Genomic DNA, 22,595 nt, shown 5'->3' with positions numbered 1-22,595 from the left:
CGGCAGGCTTATTTGCGTCTGCCGAATTTGCGATAGAACTGCCACAAGCCGCCCAGCACGATCGGCAGGATGGCGGCGGCGATGCCGATCAGCACCAGCGTGTTGAGATTCTGGCGCACCCACGGCAAATTGCCGAACAGGTAGCCGAACAGCACGAGCCCGACCACCCAGAGCAAGGCGCCGACGATGTTGAAGAACTGGAATTTGATGAAGGTCATTTCCGACACGCCGGCAATGAACGGTGCGAAGGTGCGGACGATGGGCGTGAAGCGCGCCAGGATGATGGTTTTGCCGCCGTGCTTTTCGTAGAAGGAATGGGTTTTGGCCAGCGCTTCCGGATTGAGCCAGCGATAATTGTGCGTGAAGACGCGGTGTCCGATCGCGCTGCCGATCCAATAATTAAGCGTATTGCCGGTGACGGCCGCGACCACCAGCAGGAACATCAGCAGCCAGATGTTCATCGCGCCGGTGGCGCAAAAGGTGCCGGCAATGAACAACAGGGAATCGCCTGGCAGAAACGGCAGAACGACCAGGCCGGTTTCGCAAAAGATAATCAGGAACAGCACCACATAAATCATCGTGCCGTATTGCTCTATCAGGATGCCGAGGGACTTGTCGACATGCAACAGCACATCCAGTAACTGCAAGTAATCCATACACTCATTTCATTGATCGCGGCCAACGCGGAAAGCCTCTGTTACCGACTATTTATTACGCTTCGTTACGCTTTTATGCTGCGCCGGAATCATACACTACTCATCCTTGCGCCTTGCCGTCAGCGCAAAAACAGCTGCAAACGAAGCGGCATGACGGAAAAGACAGCGCGTTTCAAGTAAAAAAATACGGCGAAACTTATTTGCCTTATAGTACTCAAGAACAACAATGTTCGTTCCGATAACATTTGATATGTCCGCCGTACACGCCCGGCAAAAACAACCGGCACATATCAATAAAAAAAGGAGCTTCGAATGCGCATCACCAGCCTGAAAATCGGCGTCCGCCCGAATGTCGGCTTTGCCGCAAAGAAAGCGGAACGGTCTGCCGCCTCCGCGAAAACCATCGCCGTTCCCAAGGCGGGCAGCGAAGATCTGTGGGAACAATTCTGAAGCAAAGAAAAAAATTGCCGTTAACTGTCGTAACGTGGTCGCACCGGGAGCCCACAAGAATTAAAAGCGGCATATGATCGTTACCGAGCAGGGAAATTGCGCGTACCGATGTAGTCACGCAACGAAGAGAACAGGCAAGGGAACAATCCATGATGATGGATGGCGAGCACATCGGCCACGAACTCCAACAATGCCGCGCCTCCCTGGAGGAGAAGGAAGCGCTGCTGGCGGCATTCTCCCGTTCCATGGCGATTCTGGAATTGGCGCCCGACGGCACCATTCTGAGCGCCAACGACAACTTCCTGACGCTGATGGCGTATCGCAAGAACGACATCGTCGGCCGCCATCACCGCATGCTGTGCAATCCCGAGTATGCGAAATCCCCCGAATATGCCGAATTCTGGCGCCGCCTGCATGCCGGCGAAGTGGTGTCGGGCACCCTGCAACGCATGCGCAGCGACGGTTCTCGCCTGTGGCTGGAGGCCACCTGCAACCCCGTCTTCGACGCCCAGGGAAAATTGCAGCACGTCGTCTCCATCGCCGCCGACATCACCGCGCATGTCGACGACTCGCAAGAAAAACACAGCGTCCTGCGCGCGCTCAACCGCTCGCTCGGCGTGATCGAGTTTTCCGCCGACGGCATCATCGTGGGCGCCAACAGCAACTATCTCAAGACCATGGGCTACCTGCCCGAAGAGATTGTCGGCAAGCACCATGGCTTCCTGTGCGAACCGGAGTATGTCGCCAGCCAGGAATACGAAAACTTCTGGCGCGACGTCAATCAGGGGCGCTTTTTCTCCGGCCGCTTCAAACGGATTGCCCGCGACGGCCGTCCGATCTGGTGGGAAGCGACCTACACGCCGGTGCTGGACGTCGACGGCCAACCGATCAAGATCATCAGCATCGGCTCCGACGTGTCTTACCGCATGGTGCGCGAACAGCGCGACCGCGAATACCAGCACCTGCTGTCGCTGGGCATCAATGAAACCGACAACGCCGTTTTCATCACCAACGATGCCAACCACATCGTCTTTCACAATACCGGCTTCAGCCGCATGCTCGGCTTTGCCGCCGACGAAGTCATCGGCAAACGACCGCGCGAGTTGTTCGAAGGACAGACCGCGATCCTCAAGCTGATCGACGACTGCTACGACGTCATTGCGCAAGGCAACAGCTTTCACGGCGAAGAAATGATGGTCGACAAGCAAGGACACCCTTTGTGGGTATCGACCGTGGTCAATCCGATTCTCGACGGCGACGGCAAGCTGATCAATGCCGTCTGCATCCTGACCGACATCACCAACACCAAGATGCACGAAGTGCTGCAATACAAGGCGCTCAACGCCATGGTGCGCGAAGCCAGCCTGCAGGAAGTATTGACCATGGTGTGCCTGGAACTGGAACATATCTCGCCCGACGTCGTCGCTTCGGTGCTGCGCGTGGACGATCAGGGCCTGCTGCATCCGGTCGCCGGTCCGCAGTTGCCCGAAGCCTACAACCAGGCCATCGAAGGCGTCCCGATCGGCCCCAAAGTCGGCTCTTGCGGCACCGCGGCGTTTCGCGCCGAACCGGTGGAAGTCGTCGACATCGCCAACGACCCGCTGTGGGAAGACTACAGACATCTGGTGCTGCCGATGGGACTGGAGTCTTGCTGGTCGACGCCGATCAAATCGGCCGACGGCCGCGTCATCGGCACGCTGGCCTTCTATTATCACGGCAAGCGCCACGCCGACGCCTTCCATCACCGTCTGGTCGACGTCAGCCTGCACCTGTGCGCACTGGCGCTGGAGCGCGAAGAAACGCGGTCGCGCATCCATCAACTGGCATTCTACGATTCGCTGACCGGCCTGCCCAATCGCAGCCTGCTCATGGTCAAGGCCAACCAGGCCATCGCCAACGCCGCACGCACGCGGGTGCCGCTGGCAGTGCTGTTCATCGACCTGGACCGCTTCAAGCAGATCAACGATTCGCTCGGCCACCAGGCCGGCGATGAATTGCTGCGCACGGTGGCGGCGCGCCTGCAAATCGAGGCGCGCAAATCGGACATCGTCGGTCGCCTGTCGGGCGACGAGTTCGTCATCGTACTGTCGCAATGCGACTTGCATCGCGTCACCGATGTCGTCAAACGCATCCAGGCCAATCTGTCGCAACCCTGCCATATCGCCGGCGTGGCGCTGACGCCGCTGGCCAGCATCGGCATCGCCCTGTTCCCCGACAACGGCGACACCATCGAGATCCTGCTGCACCGCGCCGACATGGCGATGTATCAGACCAAGGAAAAGAATCGCGGCCGTTTCAGCTTCTTCAGCGACGACATGAACACCCAGGCGCAGGAGCGGCTGGCGCTGGAAGGCGCGTTGCGCGATGCCTTGCGCGGCGGCGATTTCGAGCTGCACTACCAGCCGCAGATCGACGTCTGCACCGGTCTGCTGCATGGCGTGGAGGCGCTGGCGCGCTGGCATCACGACCAACTGGGCCAGGTATCGCCGGCGCGTTTCATTCCGATTGCGGAAGAATGCGGCCTCATCGGCGAACTCGGCAAATGGGCGCTGGAAGAAGCCTGCTTCCAGCTGAACGACTGGCGCAAGCGCGACATCAAGGTGCCGTCGGTTTCGGTCAACTTGTCGTCGACCAACTTCCACGATCTCGACCTGCCGCAATTCATCTCCGGTTTGCTGCAACGCTACGAACTTGCGCCCGCCGACCTGACGCTGGAAATCACCGAGACGGTGATGATGGACACCAACCCCAGCACCACGCGCACCATCCATGAACTCCACGCCCAGGGCGTCAAGCTGGCGATGGACGATTTCGGCACCGGCTACTCCAGTCTCGGCTACCTGCGCAACCTGCCGGTCTCGGAACTGAAACTGGATCAGAGCTTCGTGCGCGACATGAACCGCGACGAGACCGTGCTGGCGCTCACCAACGCCGTCATCCGCATCGGCGAAAGCCTCAACCTGACTGTCGTTGCCGAGGGCGTGGAAGACAAGCGGCAATACGACCTGCTCAAACAACAAGGTTGCGACGTCGCCCAGGGTTATCTGTTTTCACGTCCGATGCTGGCCGAAATTTTTGAGCATTGGTTGAAAAATTTCAAAATCGACAACTTCCTCTAGATAATTTCCCATGGAAAACAATTTGTCGTAGCATTGTTACATCGCCTTTAACGACTTCATTGTAAAAAGTAATTAATAAACAACTGGTTACGTCAAATATTCCGTTCCACAAAACCAGTTTAAGGGAGATTTTCGCTATACTTGCTCCCTTCAAAAATCGAAGCTTCACTACACTGCCGCATGCGCGCAAACGTTTGCCCTGACGCTGCCACCACGTCATAAAATCTATTTGCTCGCGGTATCCGGCGCCTTCGCGCCCAACAAAAAGAACACCACACACTATGCAAACTTCTGCCTTCCATTACCGGAGCTGGGCCGTCGGCACCAAGCTCACTTCTCTCACTCTCGCGCTGGTGGGAGCATTGTTCATCGCGGCCATGCTGTTGATCAGCTACGCCACCTCGACGATGCTGGAACATCGATCGATGAACCAGATCAGCGGCGAGACGCGCGGCGTGGTCAACATGGTCGAGATGTTCGACCGTTCGGTGAACAGCCAGGTGGAACGCTTCTCCAACATGTTCGCCAACTCTTTCCCGGAAAAATTTTCGCTCGACGGCAGCCGCACCGTCCAGATCGGCGACAAGGCGACGCCGGTGCTGCGCAATGGCAATACCGACCTCAACCTCGACTTTTCCATCCCTGACCGCTTCACGGCGCAGACCGGCGTGACCGCGACCATTTTTGCCAAGACCGGCGACGATTTCGTGCGCGTCTCGACGTCGGTGAAAAAGGAGAACGGCGAGCGCGCAGTCGGCACGCTGCTCGACAGAACGCATCCCGGCTACGCCGCCTTGCTCGCCGACAAATCCTATAGCGGCATCGCCACGTTGTTCGGCAAGCAATACATCACCAAGTACACCCCGATCAAGGACGCTTCCGGCCAGTTGATCGGCGTGCTGTACGTCGGCGTCGACATTTCCGGCGACATCGCCGCGCTGACCAACAAGATCAAGGCGCTCAAGATCGGCGCAACCGGCTATTTCTACGTGATCAACGCCAAGCAAGGCAAGGACTACGGCACGCTGATCGCCGGTCCGAAAGACGAAGGCAAAAACCTGCTGGGACTGAAAGACGTCAACGGCAAGGAGTTCATCAAGGACATGCTGGCGCAGAAGGAAGGCGTCATGCGCTACATGTGGGACAACCCCGATACCGCAGGCCATGCGGGCGAAGACAAGATCGTCGCGTTCAGCCAGTTCCCGAGCTGGAACTGGATCATCGCCGGTGAAACCTACACCGCCGAGGTGACCAGCGAAATCGCCGCCATGCGCAACCGCTTCATGCTGTTCGGCGCGATCTTCCTGTTGCTGGTCGGCGCCGTGCTGGTGATCGTCATCAAGCAAGTCGTGACGCGTCCGCTGGCCCGCGCCCGCGAAGCGGCCGACAAGCTGGCCGGCGGCGATCTCACCGCGCGCCTCGTGGTCAACCAGCAAGATGAAATCGGCCAGCTCATGCTTGCCGTCAACGGCATCAGCGATGGCCTGGCGCACGTGGTTGCCGATGTCCGCCAGGGAACCGAACAAATCACCTCCGCCTCGACCGAAATCGCCAGCGGCAATCTCGACCTGTCGTCGCGCACCGAACAGCAAGCCGGTTCGCTGGAAGAAACCGCCTCCGCGATGGAAGAACTGACTTCCACCGTCAAGCAAAACGCCGACAACGCGCAGCAGGCCAACCAACTGGCGCAGTCCGCCTCCGAAGTCGCCGTCCAGGGCGGTGCCGTGGTCGGCCAGGTCATCGACACCATGGGTTCGATCAACGACTCGTCGAAGAAGATCGTCGACATCATCAGCGTCATCGACGGCATTGCCTTCCAGACCAATATCCTGGCGTTGAACGCGGCAGTGGAAGCCGCCCGCGCCGGCGAACAGGGACGCGGCTTTGCGGTGGTGGCGTCGGAAGTGCGCAGCCTGGCGCAGCGCAGCGCTTCGGCCGCCAAGGAAATCAAGGTCCTTATCGACGACTCCGTCGACAAGGTCGAAGCCGGCAGCAAACTGGTGGAACAAGCCGGCGCCACCATGACCGAAGTCGTCGCCAGCGTGCGCCGCGTGACCGACATCGTCGGCGAAATCAGTTCGGCCAGCCAGGAACAGCGCGACGGCATCGAACAGGTCAACCATGCCATCAACCAGATGGAACAGACCACGCAGCAAAACGCCGCGCTGGTGGAACAAGCCGCCGCCGCCGCGCAATCGCTGCAAGACCAGGCGCACAAACTGACGGCGTCGGTCAGCACCTTCAAGCTGGATGAAACGCATGCCATCTCGTTCTCTGCCCCCCCAGCCACGCCTGCTCCGCGGCGTAGCGTGACGGCCAAACCGGCGGCGGCCATCAAACCCGCCGCACCGAAGGCGAAATTGCCTGCGGCAAAAAAAGCCCTGCCGCCGCCCGAGAAGGACGGCGACTGGGAACAGTTCTGATCCGCAGTCCGATCCGACCATGCGTTGAAAACGCCCCCCGGCCGGACAGGAAATGCCTGGCCCGGCTGGCGGTATAATCGCAAGATGAACGCACCAGATCGCCCTACCCGCCCCATTCGCCCCATCCAGGCCCTGCCCGACCAGCTGATCTCGCAGATCGCCGCGGGCGAGGTTATCGAACGCCCTTCCGCCGTCGTCAAGGAGTTGCTCGAAAACGCCCTCGATGCCGGCGCGACGCAAATCACCGTGCGCCTGGAGCAAGGCGGCGTCAAGCGCATCGCCATCACCGACAACGGTCGCGGCATTCCGCCTGACCAAATGCCGCTGGCGCTGGCGCGTCACGCCACTTCCAAAATCGCTTCCCTGACCGACCTGGAAAACGTCGGCACGCTCGGTTTCCGCGGCGAAGCCCTGGCCTCGATCGCATCGGTCGCGCAACTGACGCTGACCACGCGCACCGCCGACGCGGCGCATGCGTGGGAAATCACCGGCTCGCAGGACGGCAACGTCGTCCCCGCTTCCGGCGCCCCCGGCACCACCATCGACGTGCAGGACCTGTATTTCAACACGCCTGCCCGCCGCAAGTTTCTGAAGTCGGAACAAACCGAATACGGCCACTGCGCCGAAGTCGTGCGCCGCATTGCGCTGGCGCGTCCCGACGTCACCTTCTCGCTGACGCACAACGGCAAGACCGTCGATCACTGGAACGTCGGCGAATTCGCCAAACGCAGCGCGCACATCCTCGGCGACGAATTCGCCAACGCGCGCCTGCCGGTCGACGAAAGCGCCGGCCCTTTGCGCATCCACGGCTTCATCGGTTTGCCGACCGCCTCCAAGGCGCGTGCCGACGGCCAGTACTTTTACGTCAACGGCCGCTTCGTGCGCGACAAGCTGCTGGTGCATGCCGTGCGCGCCGCCTATCAGGACGTGCTGCACGGCGACCGCTATCCGTCCTACGCGCTGGCGCTGGATCTGGACCCCGCGCTGGTCGACGTCAACGTCCATCCGTCCAAGATCGAAGTGCGCTTCCGAGACAGCCGCAGCGTGCATCAATTCGTCTTCCACGCCGTCAGCCGCGCGCTGGCCGCGACCTCCGCGACTTCCTTCGGCAATGCGCCGGCGCCGCAAGCGGCCGGCAACGGTCCGCTGCCGTGGATGCGCGATCAGGTTCAACAACCGCAGCATCAGGCGGAGTTCGGCGCCCAGCTGCGTCCGAATTTCTCGGGCAGCGGCTTCGGCGTCGCACAGAACACGGCCGACTACGGTGCGATGTTCCGACCCGGCACGCAAACCAATCTGGACATGGCGTCCACATCAGGCAGCGAAACAACGACCGGCGCCTTCACCATGCCCGTCGCCGCCAATACGCAAAGCCTGCCTGCCGACGATTTCCCGCTCGGCTTCGCACTGGCGCAGTTGCATGGCATCTACGTGCTCGCGCAGAACAGCAAGGGCCTGGTCGTGGTCGACATGCACGCCGCCCATGAACGCATCCTCTACGAGCAGTTGAAAAACGCGCTCGACGACAACAGCATGTTCGTGCAGCCGCTGCTGATCCCGGTGACCTTCTACGCCGACGCCGTCGAAGTCGGCACGGTGGAGGAACATCAGGACACCCTCAGCGCGCTCGGCTTCGACATCGCCGCGATGTCGCCGACCACGCTGGCGGTGCGCGCCGTGCCTGCGCTGCTGAAGAATGCCGACGCCCAGACGCTGGCGCGCGACGTGCTGCGCGACGTGCGCGAATTCGGCGGCTCGCGCGTACTGCTCGAACGTCGCAACGAGTTGCTCGGCACCCTGGCCTGCCACACCGCCGTACGCGCCAACCGCAGCCTGACCGTGCCGGAAATGAACGCGCTGCTGCGCCAAATGGAAGCCACCGAACGGGCAGACCAGTGCAATCACGGGCGGCCGACCTGGAGCCAGCTCGCCCTGTCCGACATGGACAAGCTCTTCCTGCGCGGTCAATAGGATGACTGCTGCACCTGTAGTAACTGCCGCGCCCCTGGCGGTCGCCATCATGGGACCGACCGCCTCCGGCAAGACCGCAGCGGCGCTGGAAATCGCCAGACATATCCCCTGCGAAATCATCTCGGTCGACTCGGCATTGGTGTACCGCGAGATGGACATCGGCACCGCCAAGCCGAACGCCGAAGAACTCGCCGGCGTGCCGCACCATTTGATCGACATCCTCGACCCGACCGCTTCTTATTCGGCGATGCAGTTTCGCAATGACGCCCTGCGCCTGGCGCAAGACATCCGTGCGCGCGGCAAGCTGCCGCTGCTGGTGGGCGGCACCATGCTGTATTTCAAGGCCTTGCGCGACGGACTCGACGATTTGCCGGAAGCCGATCCCGCCGTGCGCGAACGCCTCGACCAGGAAGCCGCGCGCGACGGCGTACCCGCACAACATGCGCGCCTGGCCACGCTCGACCCGGAAACCGCCGCCCGCCTCAAACCCAACGACAGCCAGCGCATCCAGCGCGCGCTCGAGATCATCGAACTGACCGGCAAACCGATGTCGGCGCTGCTGGCGCAAAAAGAAACCGAAACCCTGCCCTTCACGCTGCTGCCGCTGGCGCTGGAGCCGTCAGAACGCGCCGTCCTGCACGAACGCATCGCCCGTCGCTTCGATCTCATGCTGGAAAACGACGGCCTGCTCGACGAGGTCCGCCGCCTGCGCGCGCGCGGCGACCTCCATCTCGGCCTGCCCTCCATGCGCTGCGTCGGCTACCGCCAGGCCTGGGAATACCTCGACGGCCAGTACGACTACGCCGAAATGCGCGAACGCGGCATCATTGCCACGCGACAACTGGCCAAGCGCCAGATCACTTGGCTGCGATCGACGCCGGGTCGCGTGGTGATTGATTGCAATGCCGACAATGCCACGCAGATTGCGATGAATCACGTCCGGAAGGCGCTCGCGGCCTGAGCCCGGAGATTCGTGACTCACCAAGTACAGAAAATTGAACCTTCGAGGTGCATTTTTCTTGACAGGCGCGAAGCCGCCTATCATAATTGCGGGCTTGCTTTTGGTGATATAGCTCAGTTGGTTAGAGCACAGCACTCATAATGCTGGGGTCGGTGGTTCAAATCCACCTATCACCACCAAAGACACTGTAAGCCGTTGATCCGAAAGGGTCAGCGGCTTTTTTGTTGCCTGTTGTTGTTTGTTATTGTTTGTTGTTGCCTGTTTATATTTCCGCAGAAACCCTGCTGATGTGACGCAACAGCCGCTTGGCCGCATCTACCGTCTTCCGTCCAAACAAATCCAGGCCTGGGCCTATCTGCCGGCGGCACTCTCGCATTCAACAGACGAATTGCCGTTATCGCCGGCAGCAATCCCACCGAAGTATGTGCGGGCACGTCCTGAGTGCTTATTCGCATACATTGCCTCATCAGCCTTCCAGAGCAATTCCTCGATTGAATTCCCATCCTCGGGAAAAGCCGACTGACCGATGCTCGCAGTAACATGAATAGAGTAGTCTCCGACGACAAAGGGACGGCTCATCGCCTCTTCTATTTTCCGGACAATGAAAGTCCCGTCGGCAGAAGAACTCACCGAGGCAAGAATGACAAATTCGTCGCCGCCTATTCTTGCCACGGTATCTTCTTCGCGAATAATGCTTTGCAAGCGTTTTCCGATATCGACCAACAGACGGTCGCCAACCTCATGCCCGTACATGTCGTTGACCGGTTTGAAACCATCCAGGTCCAGAAAGAAAACTAGGAAACTGGAGCGTTCGCGAGTTGCTTTCGCGAGCGCCTGTCGGATTCTGTCTGCGAGCAGCGCGCGATTGGGTAGTCCCGTCAGATAGTCATGCAACGCTTGAGCTTGAAGCTGAGCCATTTTTTTCTGCAACAAACCCATCTCCGCGGTTGCGACATCTCTTTGCCTTGCGATTTTTGAAAATCGCTTCCATATCCAAAGATGAAAACCGATCAGCAACGCGCAGACAAGGAAATAGAAAGTCAGCTTATCGTCCATCCCAAACATAAAATACCGCTTCCCCTTCTGATCCGACGCACATATATCCCTTGCCATAGACGTTACGAATCTCAAATGAGCAGTCCTGTCTGAAGCTGAGTTTTTTACGAATTCTGTAAATGATGGTATCGACGCGATGAGGATCGAATATGTCCGTCGACATGTTAAGTGAATGAAGCAAGCGCTCCGTGCTCACTGGGAAATGCGGGCTCAAAAACAGCATCGTCAATATGGCACTCTCCCGATCGCTGAATACAATTCTCACGCCTGACGGCCCGGATAAAATTTGTGACCGGCGATTGAACCTCCATACCTGAATCTTCTCTTTCAACGACTCCACATGAATATGAAGACGCCGGAACAAGGCGACAACCGTTGCGGATAAGATGGAAAGATTCACGGGCTTGTGCAGAAAATGATCGGCGCCATCATGCAGAGCATTCACTTGGCTTTGTTCATTGCTTTTCTCCACCATCGCCACGATCCCCAGTTGTGGAAACTGCTGTCGGAGATTGGCAATACTGGATAGCCGCATGCCATTGACAGGTTGAGCGTCCATCACGACGACTGTTGGCTTTTTTTTTGAATTTCCAAATTCATTTGCGAAATCGTGGCCGCCGAACGAACTGGAATTCCCGATGCTGCAAGGTGATTTTCCACAATCTCCCGCAAGCCCGCCTGGAGTCCGACAATTAGAATGCTCACCCGAGTGCTTTCCCCAAACCCTACCTATAAATGGCGCACCTTCTCACAAGAAAAGGACCTTATAGGTTTGTTGTAACTATCGGTTACGTTATACATTTTTTCGCGCGAAAATAAATTCACAAAAAATCGCAGGAAAGTTTCCCCGTAGAAACAACGGCAATCCTTGTCAGGCTCAACATATTTACCTACCAAGTATATTATTGTCACCCTTGTAATCAAAGAATGTCGGAGATAGCCGCACAAGTTTTGGAATGGCCTGGTATTTAGCGTTTCTTGCCTGCCGGTGGTGGACCTGAATAGCAGGCCGGCGGGTATCGTGAGCCGGTGCGATATCCTCAAAAAAACCTGTGTATCCAGCCCACCGTCATCTAACACTCAAGCCAAGGCAGCCGCGTTCGGCAGCACGGTAGCAAAGCGATCCGCCAGCGCCGCCAACGCCGCCCGCTGCACTTCCGTCGCCGGCACCACGCCATTGCCCAAAGCATCCGGCAAATCGCGCGTCGCGCATGCCGCCGCCACGATCGTCGACACATAACCATGATCCAGCGCCGAGCGCGTGGTCGCGCTGATGCACATGTGGGTGGCGAAGCCGGCGATGATCAGCTCCTTCTTTCCTGTTTTCTTCAATTCGGTGTCGAGCGTCGTGTTGGCGAAGGCATTCGGCAGCGCCTTGACGACGGTCACTTCGCCGTCTTGCGGTTGCAGGCCGTCGATGACGTTGACGTATTCGCGCTGCGGATCGAACAGTGCGGCGCCGGGCTTGGCGTGGTGGACGACGTGGAAGACCGGTGCGCCGGCGGCGCGTGCCTGTTTGAGCAATTGCGCGATCTCGTCGATGGCGGCATCGATGCCGTCCAGCGGTACGCCGCCGGTGGTGTATTCGGTCTGGTGATCGATGAGGATCAGTGCCGCGTCCTTCCATTGCGGCTTGCGTGGTGCGGCGCCGGCAATCTGCAGCAGGGTTTTGAGTGTGGACATGATGGACTCCTTGTGAAGGTTAAGTAAGTGGAGTCATCGTAGATGGTTAAAATACGTACATCAATTCGCAAAAACAGGCAGCCACCCGTGAATAAATTAACAGCTCCACCAGATCCTGCCGTACAAGCCTTGCCCGTCGATTGGGAAGGCTTGCGCACCTTTGCCGCCTTTGTCGAGTCGGGCAGTTTCTCCGGTGCGGCCCGCATGCTCGGCGTGACGCATGCGACCGTCAGCAGGCGCCTGCAGATGCTGGAGCATGCCTTGCAGGGACCGCTCTTTACGCGACGGGGCGACGATACCGAGCTGACGCGCCTGGGCGAGACGGTGCTGGGGGCCGCGCGCGAAATGCAGGCGCAAACGGCGCAACTGGCGCGACGGCTGGCCGGCGAAGACATCCGCATGGAAGGCAAGGTGCGCATCGCCAGCACCGATGCCCTCGGCACCATGTTTCTGGCGCCACGCCTGCCGTCGCTGCTGGATCGGTGGCCCAATCTGGATGTCGAATTCACCATGAGCCATCAGACCGTCAGCCTGGCGCGGCGCGATGCCGACCTGGCGATCCGTTTCGCCCGACCGCAGGATGGAGAACTGATCGCCAGGCGGCTGGGCAAAATCAGCTACTTCCTGTGCGGCAGCAAGGCGCGCGTGGAGGACTGGCGCAATCGTCCTGCCTCGACAGCCTTCATCGGCTATGACGACGGTGTGCCGGAGATCCCGGAAACCCTGTGGCTGGCCGACCATGCTGGCAACAACCCGGTGCGCTTTCGCAGCACCAGCCTGGTGGCGCAGTGCGTGGCGGCGCGCGCGGGCGTGGGGCTGGCCTTGTTGCCGCACTACCTGCTGGCGCCAGACCTGGAACTGGCGGATGCCGCATCGCAGCTGCAGCGCGAAGTCTGGGTGGTCTATCACCGCGACCTGAAGGCCTTGCCGCGCCTGCGCGCCGTGCTGGACTGGCTGGAGGACTGCTTTTCAGCTTAGGCTTGGTTTATTGCCTATATGTTATTTTTCCAGAGTGTTGCAGAACCTTCCCGCGGACTGCTCCGTGCCCGGCCCCATGGGGCATCCGGTGCTATAATCGCGAACCTTGGAAGTGCATGGGACTACGATCCGCACTCGCCTTGCCCGCGCCGCAAAACAGCCGTCTCGCTGCTTTTGCAACTGAATTTGCAACTAAATGCCATCCGCGCCGGGCGGCAACAATACGCGACTCGCCTCTGCTTCCCCCTGCCGGCACCGACTTTGATTCCCTGCCGCGCCCTCATGCCTGATTGACATTTATGCAGAAAAAAGTATTCATCAAAACCTTCGGCTGCCAGATGAACGAGTACGACTCGGACAAGATGGCCGACGTGCTCAACGCCTCCGATGGCCTGATCAAGACCGACAAGCCGGAAGACGCGGACATCATCCTTCTCAACACCTGTTCCGTGCGCGAGAAGGCGCAGGAGAAGGTGTTCTCCGACCTCGGCCGCCTGCGCGAACTGAAGAAGAACAATCCCGACCTGCTGATCGGCGTCGGCGGTTGCGTGGCGTCGCAGGAAGGCGAAGCCATCGTCAAGCGCGCGCCCTACGTCGACATGGTGTTCGGTCCGCAAACCCTGCACCGCCTGCCGCAGATGATCAGCGAGCGCCGTTTCAGCGGCCGTCCCCAGGTCGACATCAGCTTCCCGGAAATCGAGAAGTTCGACCACATGCCGCCGGCCCGCGTCGAGGGCGCATCCGCCTATGTGTCGATCATGGAAGGTTGCAGCAAGTATTGCAGCTACTGCGTGGTGCCTTACACCCGCGGCGAAGAAGTGTCGCGCCGCTTTGAAGACGTGCTGACCGAAGTGGCCGGACTGGCCGAGCAAGGAGTCAAGGAAATCACGCTGCTGGGCCAGAACGTCAACGCCTTCCGCGGCGCCATGGCCGATGGCGAAATCGCCGACTTTGCGCTGCTGATCGAATACATCGCCGACATTCCCGGCATCGAACGCATCCGTTTCGTCACCAGCCATCCGAAGGAATTCACGCAGCGCCTGATCGACACCTACGCCAAGGTGCCGAAGCTGGTCGATCACCTGTACCTGCCGGCGCAGCACGGCTCCGACCGCATCCTGGCGGCGATGAAGCGCGGCTACACCGCGCTGGAATACAAATCGGTGCTGCGCCGCCTGCGCGAAGTGCGTCCGAACATCGCGATCTCGAGCGACTTCATCGTCGGCTTCCCGGGCGAAACCGAAGAAGATTTCAATGCGCTGATGAAGCTGATCACCGACATCGGCTACGACACCAGCTTCAGCTTCGTGTTCAGCCCGCGCCCCGGCACGCCGGCCGCCAACCTGGCCGACGACACGCCGTACGAAGTCAAGCTCAAACGCCTGCAGCACCTGCAAGCGGTGGTGCAGGACAACGCCAACAAGATCGGCCAGGGCATGGTCGGTTCGGTGCAGCGCATCCTGGTGGAAGGTCCGTCGAAGAAGGATCCGAACGAGCTGCAAGGCCGCACCGAAAACAACCGCGTGGTCAATTTCGCCAGCGGTCCGAACGGCGCGCGGCTGATCGGCCAGATGGTCGACGTCTCGATCCTGCAAGCGTTTCCGTTCTCGCTGCGCGGCGAGATCGTGGTCAAACAATAATTCAGTCCGATCAGATCTACTTACCCTTACCGATACCGAGCCAGATTGAAAAAATCACCCAGCCAGCCTCACTACTTCATCCCGCAACCGCTCGACAACAAACGTCTGGCGCATCTGTGCGGTCCCCTGGATGAAAACCTGAGGCAAATTTCGTCCGCCCTCGACGTGACGATTTTCCGTCGCGGCGAAAAATTCATCGCCAGCGGCACCAATGCCGAGCGCGCGACGGCGATCCTCGAACGCTTTTATGCGCTGGCGGACAAGCCGGTGTCGGTGGAAGACATCCAGCTGGCGCTGGTCGAACAACGCGCCACCGCGACCATCGACGCCGAACTGGACGATGCCGACCTTGCCGGCGACAAAAAGGAAAAAACCGAAATCGAAAGTCCGGTGCTGAAGACGCGCAAGCATGACCTGCGCGGCCGCACGCCGCATCAGGCCGAATACCTGCACGCCATCCTGGAACACGACATCACCTTCGGCGTCGGTCCGGCCGGCACCGGCAAGACTTATCTCGCGGTCGCCTGCGCCGTCGATGCGCTGGAACGCGACGCCGTGCAACGCATCGTGCTGACGCGTCCGGCGGTGGAAGCCGGCGAACGTCTCGGCTTCCTGCCCGGCGACCTGGCGCAAAAGGTCGATCCGTATCTGCGCCCGTTGTATGACGCGCTGTACGACCTGCTCGGTTTCGACCGCACGCAGAAGCTGTTCGAAAAGCAGGCGATCGAAATCGCACCGCTGGCCTATATGCGCGGCCGCACGCTCAATCACGCCTTCATCATTCTCGACGAAGCGCAGAACACCACGCCGGAACAGATGAAGATGTTCCTCACGCGCATCGGCTTCGGCAGCAAGGCCGTGGTCACCGGCGACGTCACGCAGATCGACTTGCATCACGGCCAGAAAAGCGGCCTGATCGATGCGCTCAATGTGCTGCACGACGTGCGCGGCATTGCCTTCTCGCGCTTCACCAGCAGCGACGTGGTGCGTCATCCCATGGTGGCGCGCATTGTCGACGCGTATGAAGCGCACGCGGGCGCCTCCGCCAGCACCGCCCACATCACCTCCAACAACGCCGTCAAACGTCTCAGCCAGGGCCTGACCCAGTCAGCCAAGCCACGTCATGCAAAAAAATAAACTGACCTTGTCCGTCCAGTATGCCGATCCACGCCTGAAAGAAAGCGTGCCACGGCCACAGATCCGCCGCTGGATCCAGGCGGCGCTTTTCGCGCCCGCCGAACTGACGATCCGTTTCGTCGATGCCGAAGAAGGCCGGACGCTGAACCGCGACTATCGCGGCAAGGATTACGCCACCAATGTGCTGACGTTTGCGTACACGGAAGATGAAGACAGCGAGGTGACGCAGGCCGACATCATCCTGTGCACCGACGTGCTGGAGAAGGAAGCACTGGAACAGAAGAAGTCGCTGCCGGATCACGCCGCGCATCTGATCGTCCACGGCGTGCTGCATGCACAGGGCTACGATCATGAAGAAGAGGAAGAAGCGACCGAGATGGAAGCTTTGGAGACGGAAATCCTGGCGGGGCTGGGCTTCGGCAATCCTTATGCCGATCGCGGCTGAGCTTGAAGCCGGCGATTGAAGTGACTTCTGCACGCTGCGTGCAATTTCCCTCTTGCGATGATGTTGCCGCAACACATCACATGTCCTTAGTGCTTATTCCCCATCGCGATAGCGCCTGACTGCCGTCCGCAAAAATCCCAACTGCCGGCCGAAGCGCGTGCAATGGTCGCAAATGGCCAGATGCCAGCGCAATGCCAGCCTTCTTGCAAACGACAGTTTGTTGTCTTGCGCTTCGCACAAGACGCGGTGTGCTTCCTTGCATTTCATATAATCGCTCCTGTGACGTCATTGTAAATGACGCGCCATCCCCCAATTCGCCGGTGCCATATCGCTTAGTCGGCGACCACCTCGGATTCTTACATTTTGCTGACCGCTTTCTCGTTGCATTTTTGACTGTCCGCAAAATGGTGTTTCGTTTTCATTCTTTTTCTCCTCTCCTGTAAGAAATCGCCCGGTCGCTGCGACCAAGGGGCATAAATCGCAAAACGCCTCGCATGAATCGGATTGACGACGTTTTGCATTGCACGATGTACTCAGGAGACGATTGTGAAAGCTTCCCCATCGGTCTTGCCGACCACGCCAGCAGCTCCGACCGCGGCGGTGCATCCGCTGTGGCTGCGCGTGACGCACTGGATCAATGCCTTTTCTGTCGTGATCATGATTGCCAGCGGCTGGCGCATCTACAATGCTTCGCCGATTTTTCCTTTCGTTTTCCCGAAGGAATGGACGCTGGGCGGCTGGCTCGGCGGCGCGCTGCAGTGGCACTTCGCGGCCATGTGGCTGCTGGCGATCAACGGCATCGTTTATCTCTTGCTGAACTTGCTGACCGGACGCGCGCGGCGCAAGTTCTTTCCGCTGCGTCCGGCGGAAATTCTGCATGACTTCCTGCAAGCCCTGAAAGGCAAATTGCAGCACGCATCGCTGGATCATTACAACGCCGTGCAAAAGCTGGCTTACCTGTCGGTCATTCTTGACCTCATATTAATCGTGGTGTCCGGCCTGGCGGTCTGGAAGTCGGTGCAACTGCCCTTGCTGCGCGAACTGATGGGCGGCTTTGACAATGCGCGCATCGTGCATTTCTTCGCGATGACTTTTCTGGTCTTGTTTATCGCCGTGCATATCGTGATGGTGGCGCTGGTGCCGCGCACCTTGCTCGCCATGCTGCGCGGCCGTTGAGGAGGCCAAGGACATCATGATCAATAAACCCAATCGCCTGCCGTCCGCGCTGGATGGCGAACTGATCATCAAGGACGCGCGCCGCGAACTGGAACTGGCCATGCCCTCGCGCCGCCTGTTCGGCAAGCGTGCGCTGACGCTGGGCGGCCTGTCGCTGCTGACCGGTTGCGACATCACCGACAACGAATCGGTCAATCGCATGCTCACCAGGATCTCGCGCATGAACGACGGCGTGCAGGCCTGGCTGTTCGATCCGAACAAGATGGCGCCGACGTATCCGGCGTCGATGATCACGCGGCCGTTTCCGTTCAATGCGTTTTACGGCGAAGACGAGATCACCGAAGTCGACGGCGACGACTACCGCCTGGAGATCAAGGGACTGGTCGGCAACAAAAAGTCGTGGACCTTGCCGGAGCTGCGCCGCCTGCCGCAGGTGGAGCAGATCACGCGCCACATCTGCGTCGAAGGCTGGAGCGCCATCGGCCGCTGGGGCGGCGTGCCATTTGCCGGTTTCCTGAAATACATCGGCGCCGACCTGAGCGCGAAGTACATCGCCTTCCGCTGCGCCGACGATTACTACACCAGCATCGACATGCCGACCGCGCTGCACGCGCAGACGCAGCTGACGCTGACCTACGACGGCGAGATCCTGCCGCCGAAGTACGGCTTCCCGATGAAGCTGCGCATGCCCACCAAGCTGGGCTACAAGAATCCGAAGCATATTGCTTCAATCGAAGTAACCAACACTTACCCCGGCGGTTACTGGGAAGACCAGGGGTACAACTGGTTCGGCGGTGCTTAGCAAGGTGCCAAGTGTTTGCCGGGTTCATGGCGTTTTTGCCACTTATTTATTACTTTTTATTTCCAGGAGATTCACATGAAAAAAGCACTCTCTACTCTGTTCGCCTGTCTGATGATGGCCGCCGTTTCGGGCGCCTACGCTGCCGACACCATGGCCAAGGACGATATGTCCAAGGATTCCATGTCCAAGGACGGCATGAAGAAAGACAAGATGAAAAAGAAAGATTCCATGAGCAAGGACTCCATGGGTAAAGACGGCATGGCCAAGGATGGCATGGCAAAAGATGAAATGAAGAAGTAAGCTTCGTTTCTTTCGACATGTTCGTGGCGAGGCACTTGCTGCGGACATGTCCGTTCGGAAACTGTTTCTTTTCCTACCACACTCGGCGGCATCTACGCTGTCTCTGCAGCGCCGCAAAAAATCCCGACCCAATGCGTTTTAGTAGATTTGTCATATATTTGTTGTATCCTATGGCTCATCGAAACAACGTCGGACCCACGGCTCACGCCATATGCAAGATCACCCTAGTAGCGTCAAATCCATTGACGCTAAACCACACCGTTCTTTATTTGAACGTCTCACCGCTCTCATCTCCCCTGAACCTGAAAACCGAGCAGAGTTGCTCGAAGTCCTGCACGACGCCCACGAGCGCAATCTGATCGACGCCGATGCGCTGTCGATGATCGAAGGCGTGTTTCAGGTATCCGACCTGGCCGTGCGCGATATCATGGTGCCGCGTTCGCAAATGGACACCATCGACATCACCAAGCCGATCGAAACCTGGATGCCCGAAGTGCTGTCGACGTCGCACTCCCGCTTTCCTGCGGTCGAGGGAGAACGCGACAAGGTGATCGGCGTCCTGCTGGCCAAGGATCTGCTGCGTTATTACGCAGAAGAATCCTTCGACGTGCGCGACATGCTGCGCCCCGCCGTCTTCATTCCGGAATCGAAACGCCTCAACGTATTGCTGCGCGACTTTCGCGCCAACCGCAACCACATGGCCATCGTCGTCGACGAATACGGCGGCGTGGCAGGATTGATCACGATTGAAGACGTGTTGGAACAGATCGTCGGCGACATCGAAGACGAATACGATTTCGACGAGGAAGAAGACAACATCCTCGCCATCAAGGACGGCGCCCACGGCCCGCGCTGGCGCATCAAGGGACTGACCGAAATCACCCAGTTCAACGAAACATTGGAAACCGACTTCTCCGACGAAGACGCCGACACCATCGGCGGCCTGGTCGCCAACCATCTCGGCCGCGTGCCGCGCAAGGGCGATGAGTTCGACATCGCCGGCATGCATTTCGAAGTGCTGCGCGCCGACGCCCGCCAGGCCCATGTGCTGCTGGTGGAAAAACTGCCGGAAGCCCCGGCAGCCGAGGAAGAAGAATAAACCTCCCTGCGTGAATCTCCCGACTCGCTCCCCTGCCGGCATGGACACTGCAACGGATGCCACAGTTGCAACCGATGCATCCCATACCGCGGTCACGGCATTGACGCCGCTCGTCGCCTTGCTGGCCGGCGTGCTCAATGTCCTGGCCTTTGCCCCCTTCAACATCTGGCCGATCCAGATCCTGACGCTGGCCTGGCTGTTCCGCCAGGTCAGCCGCACAATTTCGCTCAAGCGCAATGCCCTGACCGGCTGGCTTTACGGCTTCGGCTGGGCGGCATGCGGCGTGCACTGGCTGTACATCAGCATGCACGACTACGGCGGCATGGCGGGATGGATGGCGGCATTGGCGGTTGGCTTGCTGGCGGCCTATCTCGGCATCTACGCGGCGCTGACGGCGGGGCTGGCAGCTTGGTTCCGGCAACGCTGGCAGCTATCGCCGGCGGTGCTGTTGCTGCTGGTGCTGCCCGCGTTGTGGGCGTTGTCGGAATGGGTGCGCGGATGGCTGTTTACCGGTTTTCCGTGGCTGACTTCGGGTTACGCCCATAACGTCGGCCCGCTGGCCGGCTTTGCTCCGGTCGTCGGCGTCTACGGCCTGGCCTGGATTGCCGCCGTCATCGCCGCTTGCCTGGCCATGGTGAGCCTGCGCGCAGGCCGGCGCATCCTGCCTGCAGCACTGGCGGTTTTGCTGGCATGTGCAGGCGCCGCACTGCATGCGGTGCAATGGACTAAGCCGGTCGGGCAGCCGATCACCGCGCGACTGCTGCAAGGAAACATCCCGCAGGAGATGAAGTTTTCCAACGAAGCGCTGCTGTCGACGCTGAACATGTACGACGAGATGATCCGCAGCGCGCCCGCCGACCTGATCGCAACGCCGGAAACCGCCGTGCCGCTGCTGCCGCAGCAACTGCCGCCGGATTACCTGGCGCGCCTGACGCGCTTCATCCAGACCTCCGGCAGCCATCTGGCGCTGGGTATTCCGGTCTCGGACGGCCCCGGCCAGTACGCCAACAGCGTGATCGGTTTTTCATCCGATCCGGCCAGCGCCAAAAATCCTTATCGCTATGACAAGCACCATCTGGTGCCTTTCGGCGAATTCATCCCGTTCGGCTTCCGCTGGTTCGTCGACATGATGCGCATCCCGCTGGGCGACATGACGCGCGGCAAGCCGCTGCAGATGCCGTTTGCGGTCAAGCAGCAATGGGTGATGCCGAACATCTGCTACGAAGATCTGTTCGGGGAGGAAATCGCCGCCCAGCTCGGCGGCGCCTACTACGCCGGCCAGCCGCAAGCCAGCATCCTGCTGAATCTGTCCAATATCGCCTGGTTCGGCAATTCCATCGCGCTGCCGCAGCATTTGCAGATCTCGCAAATGCGCAGCCTGGAAACCGGCCGTCCGATGCTGCGCTCGACCAATACCGGCGCGACCGCCGTGATCGGACCGAACGGGCAGGTGATCGCCGAATTGCAGCCCTACACGCGTAATATGCTGAGCGCTTCGGTGCAAGGCTATCAGGGCCAGACGCCTTACATTCTGTTCGGCAACAAGCTGATGCTGGCGCTGGCGATCGTCGCGCTGGCCGTGGCCTGGCTGCTGTCGCGCCGCAATCGCTAGTTTTCCGCGCAGTTTCGCGCTCCATTCCCCGCTATTCGTCCATGCGGGGCGCATAAGCCCCCCAAAAACCGCTAAAATTCAGGGTTTTAGCAATTCCTTGCCTGCCGTCACCGGCAACCACAAAAAAGATGCTCACATTTCAACAGATCATTCTCAAGCTGCAAGAATATTGGGATGCGCAAGGTTGCGCATTGCTCCAGCCGTACGACATGGAAGTCGGCGCCGGCACCTCGCATACCGCGACCTTCCTGCGCGCCATCGGCCCCGAGCCATGGCGCGCCGCCTACGTGCAACCGTCGCGCCGTCCGAAAGACGGCCGCTACGGCGAAAACCCGAACCGCATGCAGCACTACTACCAATATCAGGTGGTGCTGAAGCCGGCGCCTGAGAACATCCTCGATCTGTACCTCGGCTCGCTCGAAGCCCTCGGCCTCGACCTCAAGCAAAACGACGTGCGCTTCGTCGAGGACGATTGGGAAAACCCGACCCTGGGCGCCTGGGGCCTGGGCTGGGAAGTCTGGCTCAACGGCATGGAAGTGACGCAGTTCACGTACTTCCAGCAAGTCGGCGGTCTTGACTGCAAGCCGGTGCTCGGCGAAATCACCTACGGCATCGAGCGCCTGGCGATGTACCTGCAAGGCGTGGAAAACGTCTACGACCTGGTCTGGACCGAATGGGTCGAGAACGGCGTCAGGAAGAAGCTGACCTACGGCGACGTGTTTCACCAGAACGAAGTCGAGCAGTCGACCTTCAATTTCGAATACTCGAACACCGACTTCCTGTTCTCGCTGTTCGGCAACTACGAATCCGAAGCCAAGCGTCTGCTGGAAGTGCCGCTGGCGCTGCCGGCCTACGAAATGATCCTGAAGGCGGCGCACACCTTCAACCTGCTCGATGCACGCGGTGCGATTTCGGTGACCGAGCGCGCGGCCTACATCGGCCGCATTCGCAATCTGTCGCGCGCCGTGGCACAGGCATATTTCGAATCGCGCGAGCGTCTCGGCTTCCCGATGGGCGGCGCAGCGGATGCCCCGCGCCAGGCAGCCTGAACGCCTGAACACGTATTGACAGGATCGCGCAGCGGCTG

20 protein-coding genes and 1 tRNA gene are annotated in these 22,595 nt (G+C 59.7%); 16 read left to right on the top strand and 5 right to left on the bottom strand.

Translation table 11 applies throughout. The features are described 5' to 3' along the window. Positions 1 to 8 precede the first annotated feature (8 nt). Positions 9 to 656, bottom strand: a complete 648-nt coding sequence (locus tag PMI16_RS03780) for a VTT domain-containing protein (protein ID WP_007876584.1) — start codon at positions 654 to 656, stop codon at positions 9 to 11. Positions 657 to 968: 312 nt separating this feature from the next. On the opposite strand from PMI16_RS03780, the gene PMI16_RS25695 reads away from it, so the two are divergent. The 6 genes from PMI16_RS25695 to PMI16_RS03755 all read left to right on the top strand — a co-directional run bounded on the left by PMI16_RS25695 (position 969) and on the right by PMI16_RS03755 (position 9,759). After that, positions 969 to 1,106 (top strand): hypothetical protein, encoded by a 138-nt coding sequence (locus PMI16_RS25695; RefSeq protein ID WP_007876582.1) that lies wholly within the window; start codon positions 969 to 971, stop codon positions 1,104 to 1,106. A gap of 152 nt (positions 1,107 to 1,258) precedes the next feature. Beyond that, positions 1,259 to 4,225 carry a sensor domain-containing protein gene (locus tag PMI16_RS03775; RefSeq protein ID WP_034379170.1) on the top strand — a complete coding sequence of 989 codons (2,967 nt, stop codon included), beginning with the start codon at positions 1,259 to 1,261 and terminating at the stop codon, positions 4,223 to 4,225. A gap of 281 nt (positions 4,226 to 4,506) precedes the next feature. Beyond that, positions 4,507 to 6,648, top strand: coding sequence for a methyl-accepting chemotaxis protein (locus PMI16_RS03770; RefSeq protein WP_007876579.1), 2,142 nt, complete (start codon positions 4,507 to 4,509; stop codon positions 6,646 to 6,648). An 84-nt stretch (positions 6,649 to 6,732) separates the two neighbouring features. Then, positions 6,733 to 8,619 (top strand): DNA mismatch repair endonuclease MutL, encoded by a 1,887-nt coding sequence (gene mutL / locus PMI16_RS03765; protein WP_007876577.1) that lies wholly within the window; start codon positions 6,733 to 6,735, stop codon positions 8,617 to 8,619. Between the two features lies 1 nt (position 8,620). Then, positions 8,621 to 9,580: a tRNA (adenosine(37)-N6)-dimethylallyltransferase MiaA gene (gene miaA / locus PMI16_RS03760; protein ID WP_007876575.1), complete on the top strand. Its 960-nt coding sequence runs from the start codon at positions 8,621 to 8,623 to the stop codon at positions 9,578 to 9,580. A gap of 102 nt (positions 9,581 to 9,682) precedes the next feature. Then, a tRNA-Met gene (locus PMI16_RS03755) sits at positions 9,683 to 9,759 on the top strand. Positions 9,760 to 9,931: 172 nt separating this feature from the next. Here PMI16_RS03755 and PMI16_RS03750 read toward each other — a convergent pair. The 3 genes from PMI16_RS03750 to PMI16_RS03740 all read right to left on the bottom strand — a co-directional run bounded on the left by PMI16_RS03750 (position 9,932) and on the right by PMI16_RS03740 (position 12,319). Continuing rightward, complete coding sequence (locus PMI16_RS03750; RefSeq protein ID WP_157212514.1) at positions 9,932 to 10,636, bottom strand: GGDEF domain-containing protein; 705 nt, start codon at positions 10,634 to 10,636, stop codon at positions 9,932 to 9,934. After that, positions 10,626 to 11,195 carry a response regulator transcription factor gene (locus PMI16_RS03745; protein ID WP_007876568.1) on the bottom strand — a complete coding sequence of 190 codons (570 nt, stop codon included), beginning with the start codon at positions 11,193 to 11,195 and terminating at the stop codon, positions 10,626 to 10,628. The genes PMI16_RS03750 and PMI16_RS03745 overlap by 11 nt, the downstream gene beginning before the upstream one ends. Before the next feature lie 521 nt (positions 11,196 to 11,716). Continuing rightward, complete coding sequence (locus PMI16_RS03740; protein WP_007876566.1) at positions 11,717 to 12,319, bottom strand: cysteine hydrolase family protein; 603 nt, start codon at positions 12,317 to 12,319, stop codon at positions 11,717 to 11,719. Positions 12,320 to 12,406: 87 nt separating this feature from the next. On the opposite strand from PMI16_RS03740, the gene PMI16_RS03735 reads away from it, so the two are divergent. The 4 genes from PMI16_RS03735 (at position 12,407) to ybeY (ending at position 16,519) form a co-directional block, all read left to right on the top strand. Beyond that, entirely contained in the window at positions 12,407 to 13,297 is an 891-nt protein-coding gene (locus PMI16_RS03735; protein ID WP_034379095.1) for a LysR family transcriptional regulator, read from the top strand. A gap of 299 nt (positions 13,298 to 13,596) precedes the next feature. Next, positions 13,597 to 14,937 carry a tRNA (N6-isopentenyl adenosine(37)-C2)-methylthiotransferase MiaB gene (gene miaB, locus PMI16_RS03730; RefSeq protein WP_007876563.1) on the top strand — a complete coding sequence of 447 codons (1,341 nt, stop codon included), beginning with the start codon at positions 13,597 to 13,599 and terminating at the stop codon, positions 14,935 to 14,937. Positions 14,938 to 14,982: 45 nt separating this feature from the next. Next, entirely contained in the window at positions 14,983 to 16,074 is a 1,092-nt protein-coding gene (locus PMI16_RS03725; protein WP_007876561.1) for a PhoH family protein, read from the top strand. Further along, positions 16,061 to 16,519, top strand: a complete 459-nt coding sequence (gene ybeY / locus PMI16_RS03720) for an rRNA maturation RNase YbeY (protein WP_007876559.1) — start codon at positions 16,061 to 16,063, stop codon at positions 16,517 to 16,519. Before PMI16_RS03725 ends, ybeY begins: the two co-directional genes overlap by 14 nt. A gap of 93 nt (positions 16,520 to 16,612) precedes the next feature. Here the strand turns inward: ybeY and PMI16_RS03715 are convergent, their stop codons facing one another. Continuing rightward, complete coding sequence (locus PMI16_RS03715) at positions 16,613 to 16,786, bottom strand: zf-HC2 domain-containing protein (protein WP_007876557.1); 174 nt, start codon at positions 16,784 to 16,786, stop codon at positions 16,613 to 16,615. 279 nt (positions 16,787 to 17,065) lie between these two features. Between PMI16_RS03715 and PMI16_RS03710 the strand changes: the two genes are divergently transcribed. From PMI16_RS03710 to glyQ, 6 genes are all read left to right on the top strand, one after another. Then, the gene (locus tag PMI16_RS03710; RefSeq protein WP_007876555.1) at positions 17,066 to 17,695 is read left to right on the top strand and encodes a cytochrome b/b6 domain-containing protein; all 630 of its coding nucleotides are present in this window, start codon (positions 17,066 to 17,068) and stop codon (positions 17,693 to 17,695) included. A gap of 16 nt (positions 17,696 to 17,711) precedes the next feature. Then, positions 17,712 to 18,497 carry a molybdopterin-dependent oxidoreductase gene (locus PMI16_RS03705; RefSeq protein ID WP_007876554.1) on the top strand — a complete coding sequence of 262 codons (786 nt, stop codon included), beginning with the start codon at positions 17,712 to 17,714 and terminating at the stop codon, positions 18,495 to 18,497. Between the two features lie 75 nt (positions 18,498 to 18,572). Next, positions 18,573 to 18,797, top strand: a complete 225-nt coding sequence (locus PMI16_RS03700) for a pentapeptide MXKDX repeat protein (protein WP_007876552.1) — start codon at positions 18,573 to 18,575, stop codon at positions 18,795 to 18,797. Between the two features lie 211 nt (positions 18,798 to 19,008). Beyond that, positions 19,009 to 19,896, top strand: coding sequence for an HlyC/CorC family transporter (locus tag PMI16_RS03695; protein ID WP_034379089.1), 888 nt, complete (start codon positions 19,009 to 19,011; stop codon positions 19,894 to 19,896). A gap of 40 nt (positions 19,897 to 19,936) precedes the next feature. Beyond that, a complete protein-coding gene (lnt, locus tag PMI16_RS03690; RefSeq protein ID WP_007876547.1) occupies positions 19,937 to 21,508 on the top strand; it encodes an apolipoprotein N-acyltransferase in 1,572 nt (523 codons plus the stop codon). 128 nt (positions 21,509 to 21,636) lie between these two features. Further along, positions 21,637 to 22,557, top strand: a complete 921-nt coding sequence (gene glyQ / locus PMI16_RS03685) for a glycine--tRNA ligase subunit alpha (RefSeq protein WP_007876545.1) — start codon at positions 21,637 to 21,639, stop codon at positions 22,555 to 22,557. Positions 22,558 to 22,595: the final 38 nt, after the last annotated feature.

It is taken from the genome of Herbaspirillum sp. CF444, assembly GCF_000282135.1.
Taxonomy (GTDB): Bacteria; Pseudomonadota; Gammaproteobacteria; order Burkholderiales; family Burkholderiaceae_D; genus Herbaspirillum.
This window is presented reverse-complemented; position numbering and strand designations above follow the sequence as displayed.

Bases quoted from the DNA above. Each gene is read 5' to 3' on its own strand.
- PMI16_RS03780 (WP_007876584.1), bottom strand. From the start codon at position 656: ATGGATTACTTGCAGTTACTGGATGTGCTGTTGCATGTCGACAAGTCC.
- PMI16_RS25695 (WP_007876582.1), top strand. From the start codon at position 969: ATGCGCATCACCAGCCTGAAAATCGGCGTCCGCCCGAATGTCGGCTTT.
- PMI16_RS03775 (WP_034379170.1), top strand. From the start codon at position 1,259: ATGATGGATGGCGAGCACATCGGCCACGAACTCCAACAATGCCGCGCC.
- PMI16_RS03770 (WP_007876579.1), top strand. From the start codon at position 4,507: ATGCAAACTTCTGCCTTCCATTACCGGAGCTGGGCCGTCGGCACCAAG.
- mutL (WP_007876577.1), top strand. From the start codon at position 6,733: ATGAACGCACCAGATCGCCCTACCCGCCCCATTCGCCCCATCCAGGCC.
- miaA (WP_007876575.1), top strand. From the start codon at position 8,621: ATGACTGCTGCACCTGTAGTAACTGCCGCGCCCCTGGCGGTCGCCATC.
- PMI16_RS03750 (WP_157212514.1), bottom strand. From the start codon at position 10,636: ATGGACGATAAGCTGACTTTCTATTTCCTTGTCTGCGCGTTGCTGATC.
- PMI16_RS03745 (WP_007876568.1), bottom strand. From the start codon at position 11,195: ATGGACGCTCAACCTGTCAATGGCATGCGGCTATCCAGTATTGCCAAT.
- PMI16_RS03740 (WP_007876566.1), bottom strand. From the start codon at position 12,319: ATGTCCACACTCAAAACCCTGCTGCAGATTGCCGGCGCCGCACCACGC.
- miaB (WP_007876563.1), top strand. From the start codon at position 13,597: ATGCAGAAAAAAGTATTCATCAAAACCTTCGGCTGCCAGATGAACGAG.
- ybeY (WP_007876559.1), top strand. From the start codon at position 16,061: ATGCAAAAAAATAAACTGACCTTGTCCGTCCAGTATGCCGATCCACGC.
- PMI16_RS03715 (WP_007876557.1), bottom strand. From the start codon at position 16,786: ATGAAATGCAAGGAAGCACACCGCGTCTTGTGCGAAGCGCAAGACAAC.
- PMI16_RS03705 (WP_007876554.1), top strand. From the start codon at position 17,712: ATGATCAATAAACCCAATCGCCTGCCGTCCGCGCTGGATGGCGAACTG.
- PMI16_RS03700 (WP_007876552.1), top strand. From the start codon at position 18,573: ATGAAAAAAGCACTCTCTACTCTGTTCGCCTGTCTGATGATGGCCGCC.
- PMI16_RS03695 (WP_034379089.1), top strand. From the start codon at position 19,009: ATGCAAGATCACCCTAGTAGCGTCAAATCCATTGACGCTAAACCACAC.
- lnt (WP_007876547.1), top strand. From the start codon at position 19,937: ATGGACACTGCAACGGATGCCACAGTTGCAACCGATGCATCCCATACC.
- glyQ (WP_007876545.1), top strand. From the start codon at position 21,637: ATGCTCACATTTCAACAGATCATTCTCAAGCTGCAAGAATATTGGGAT.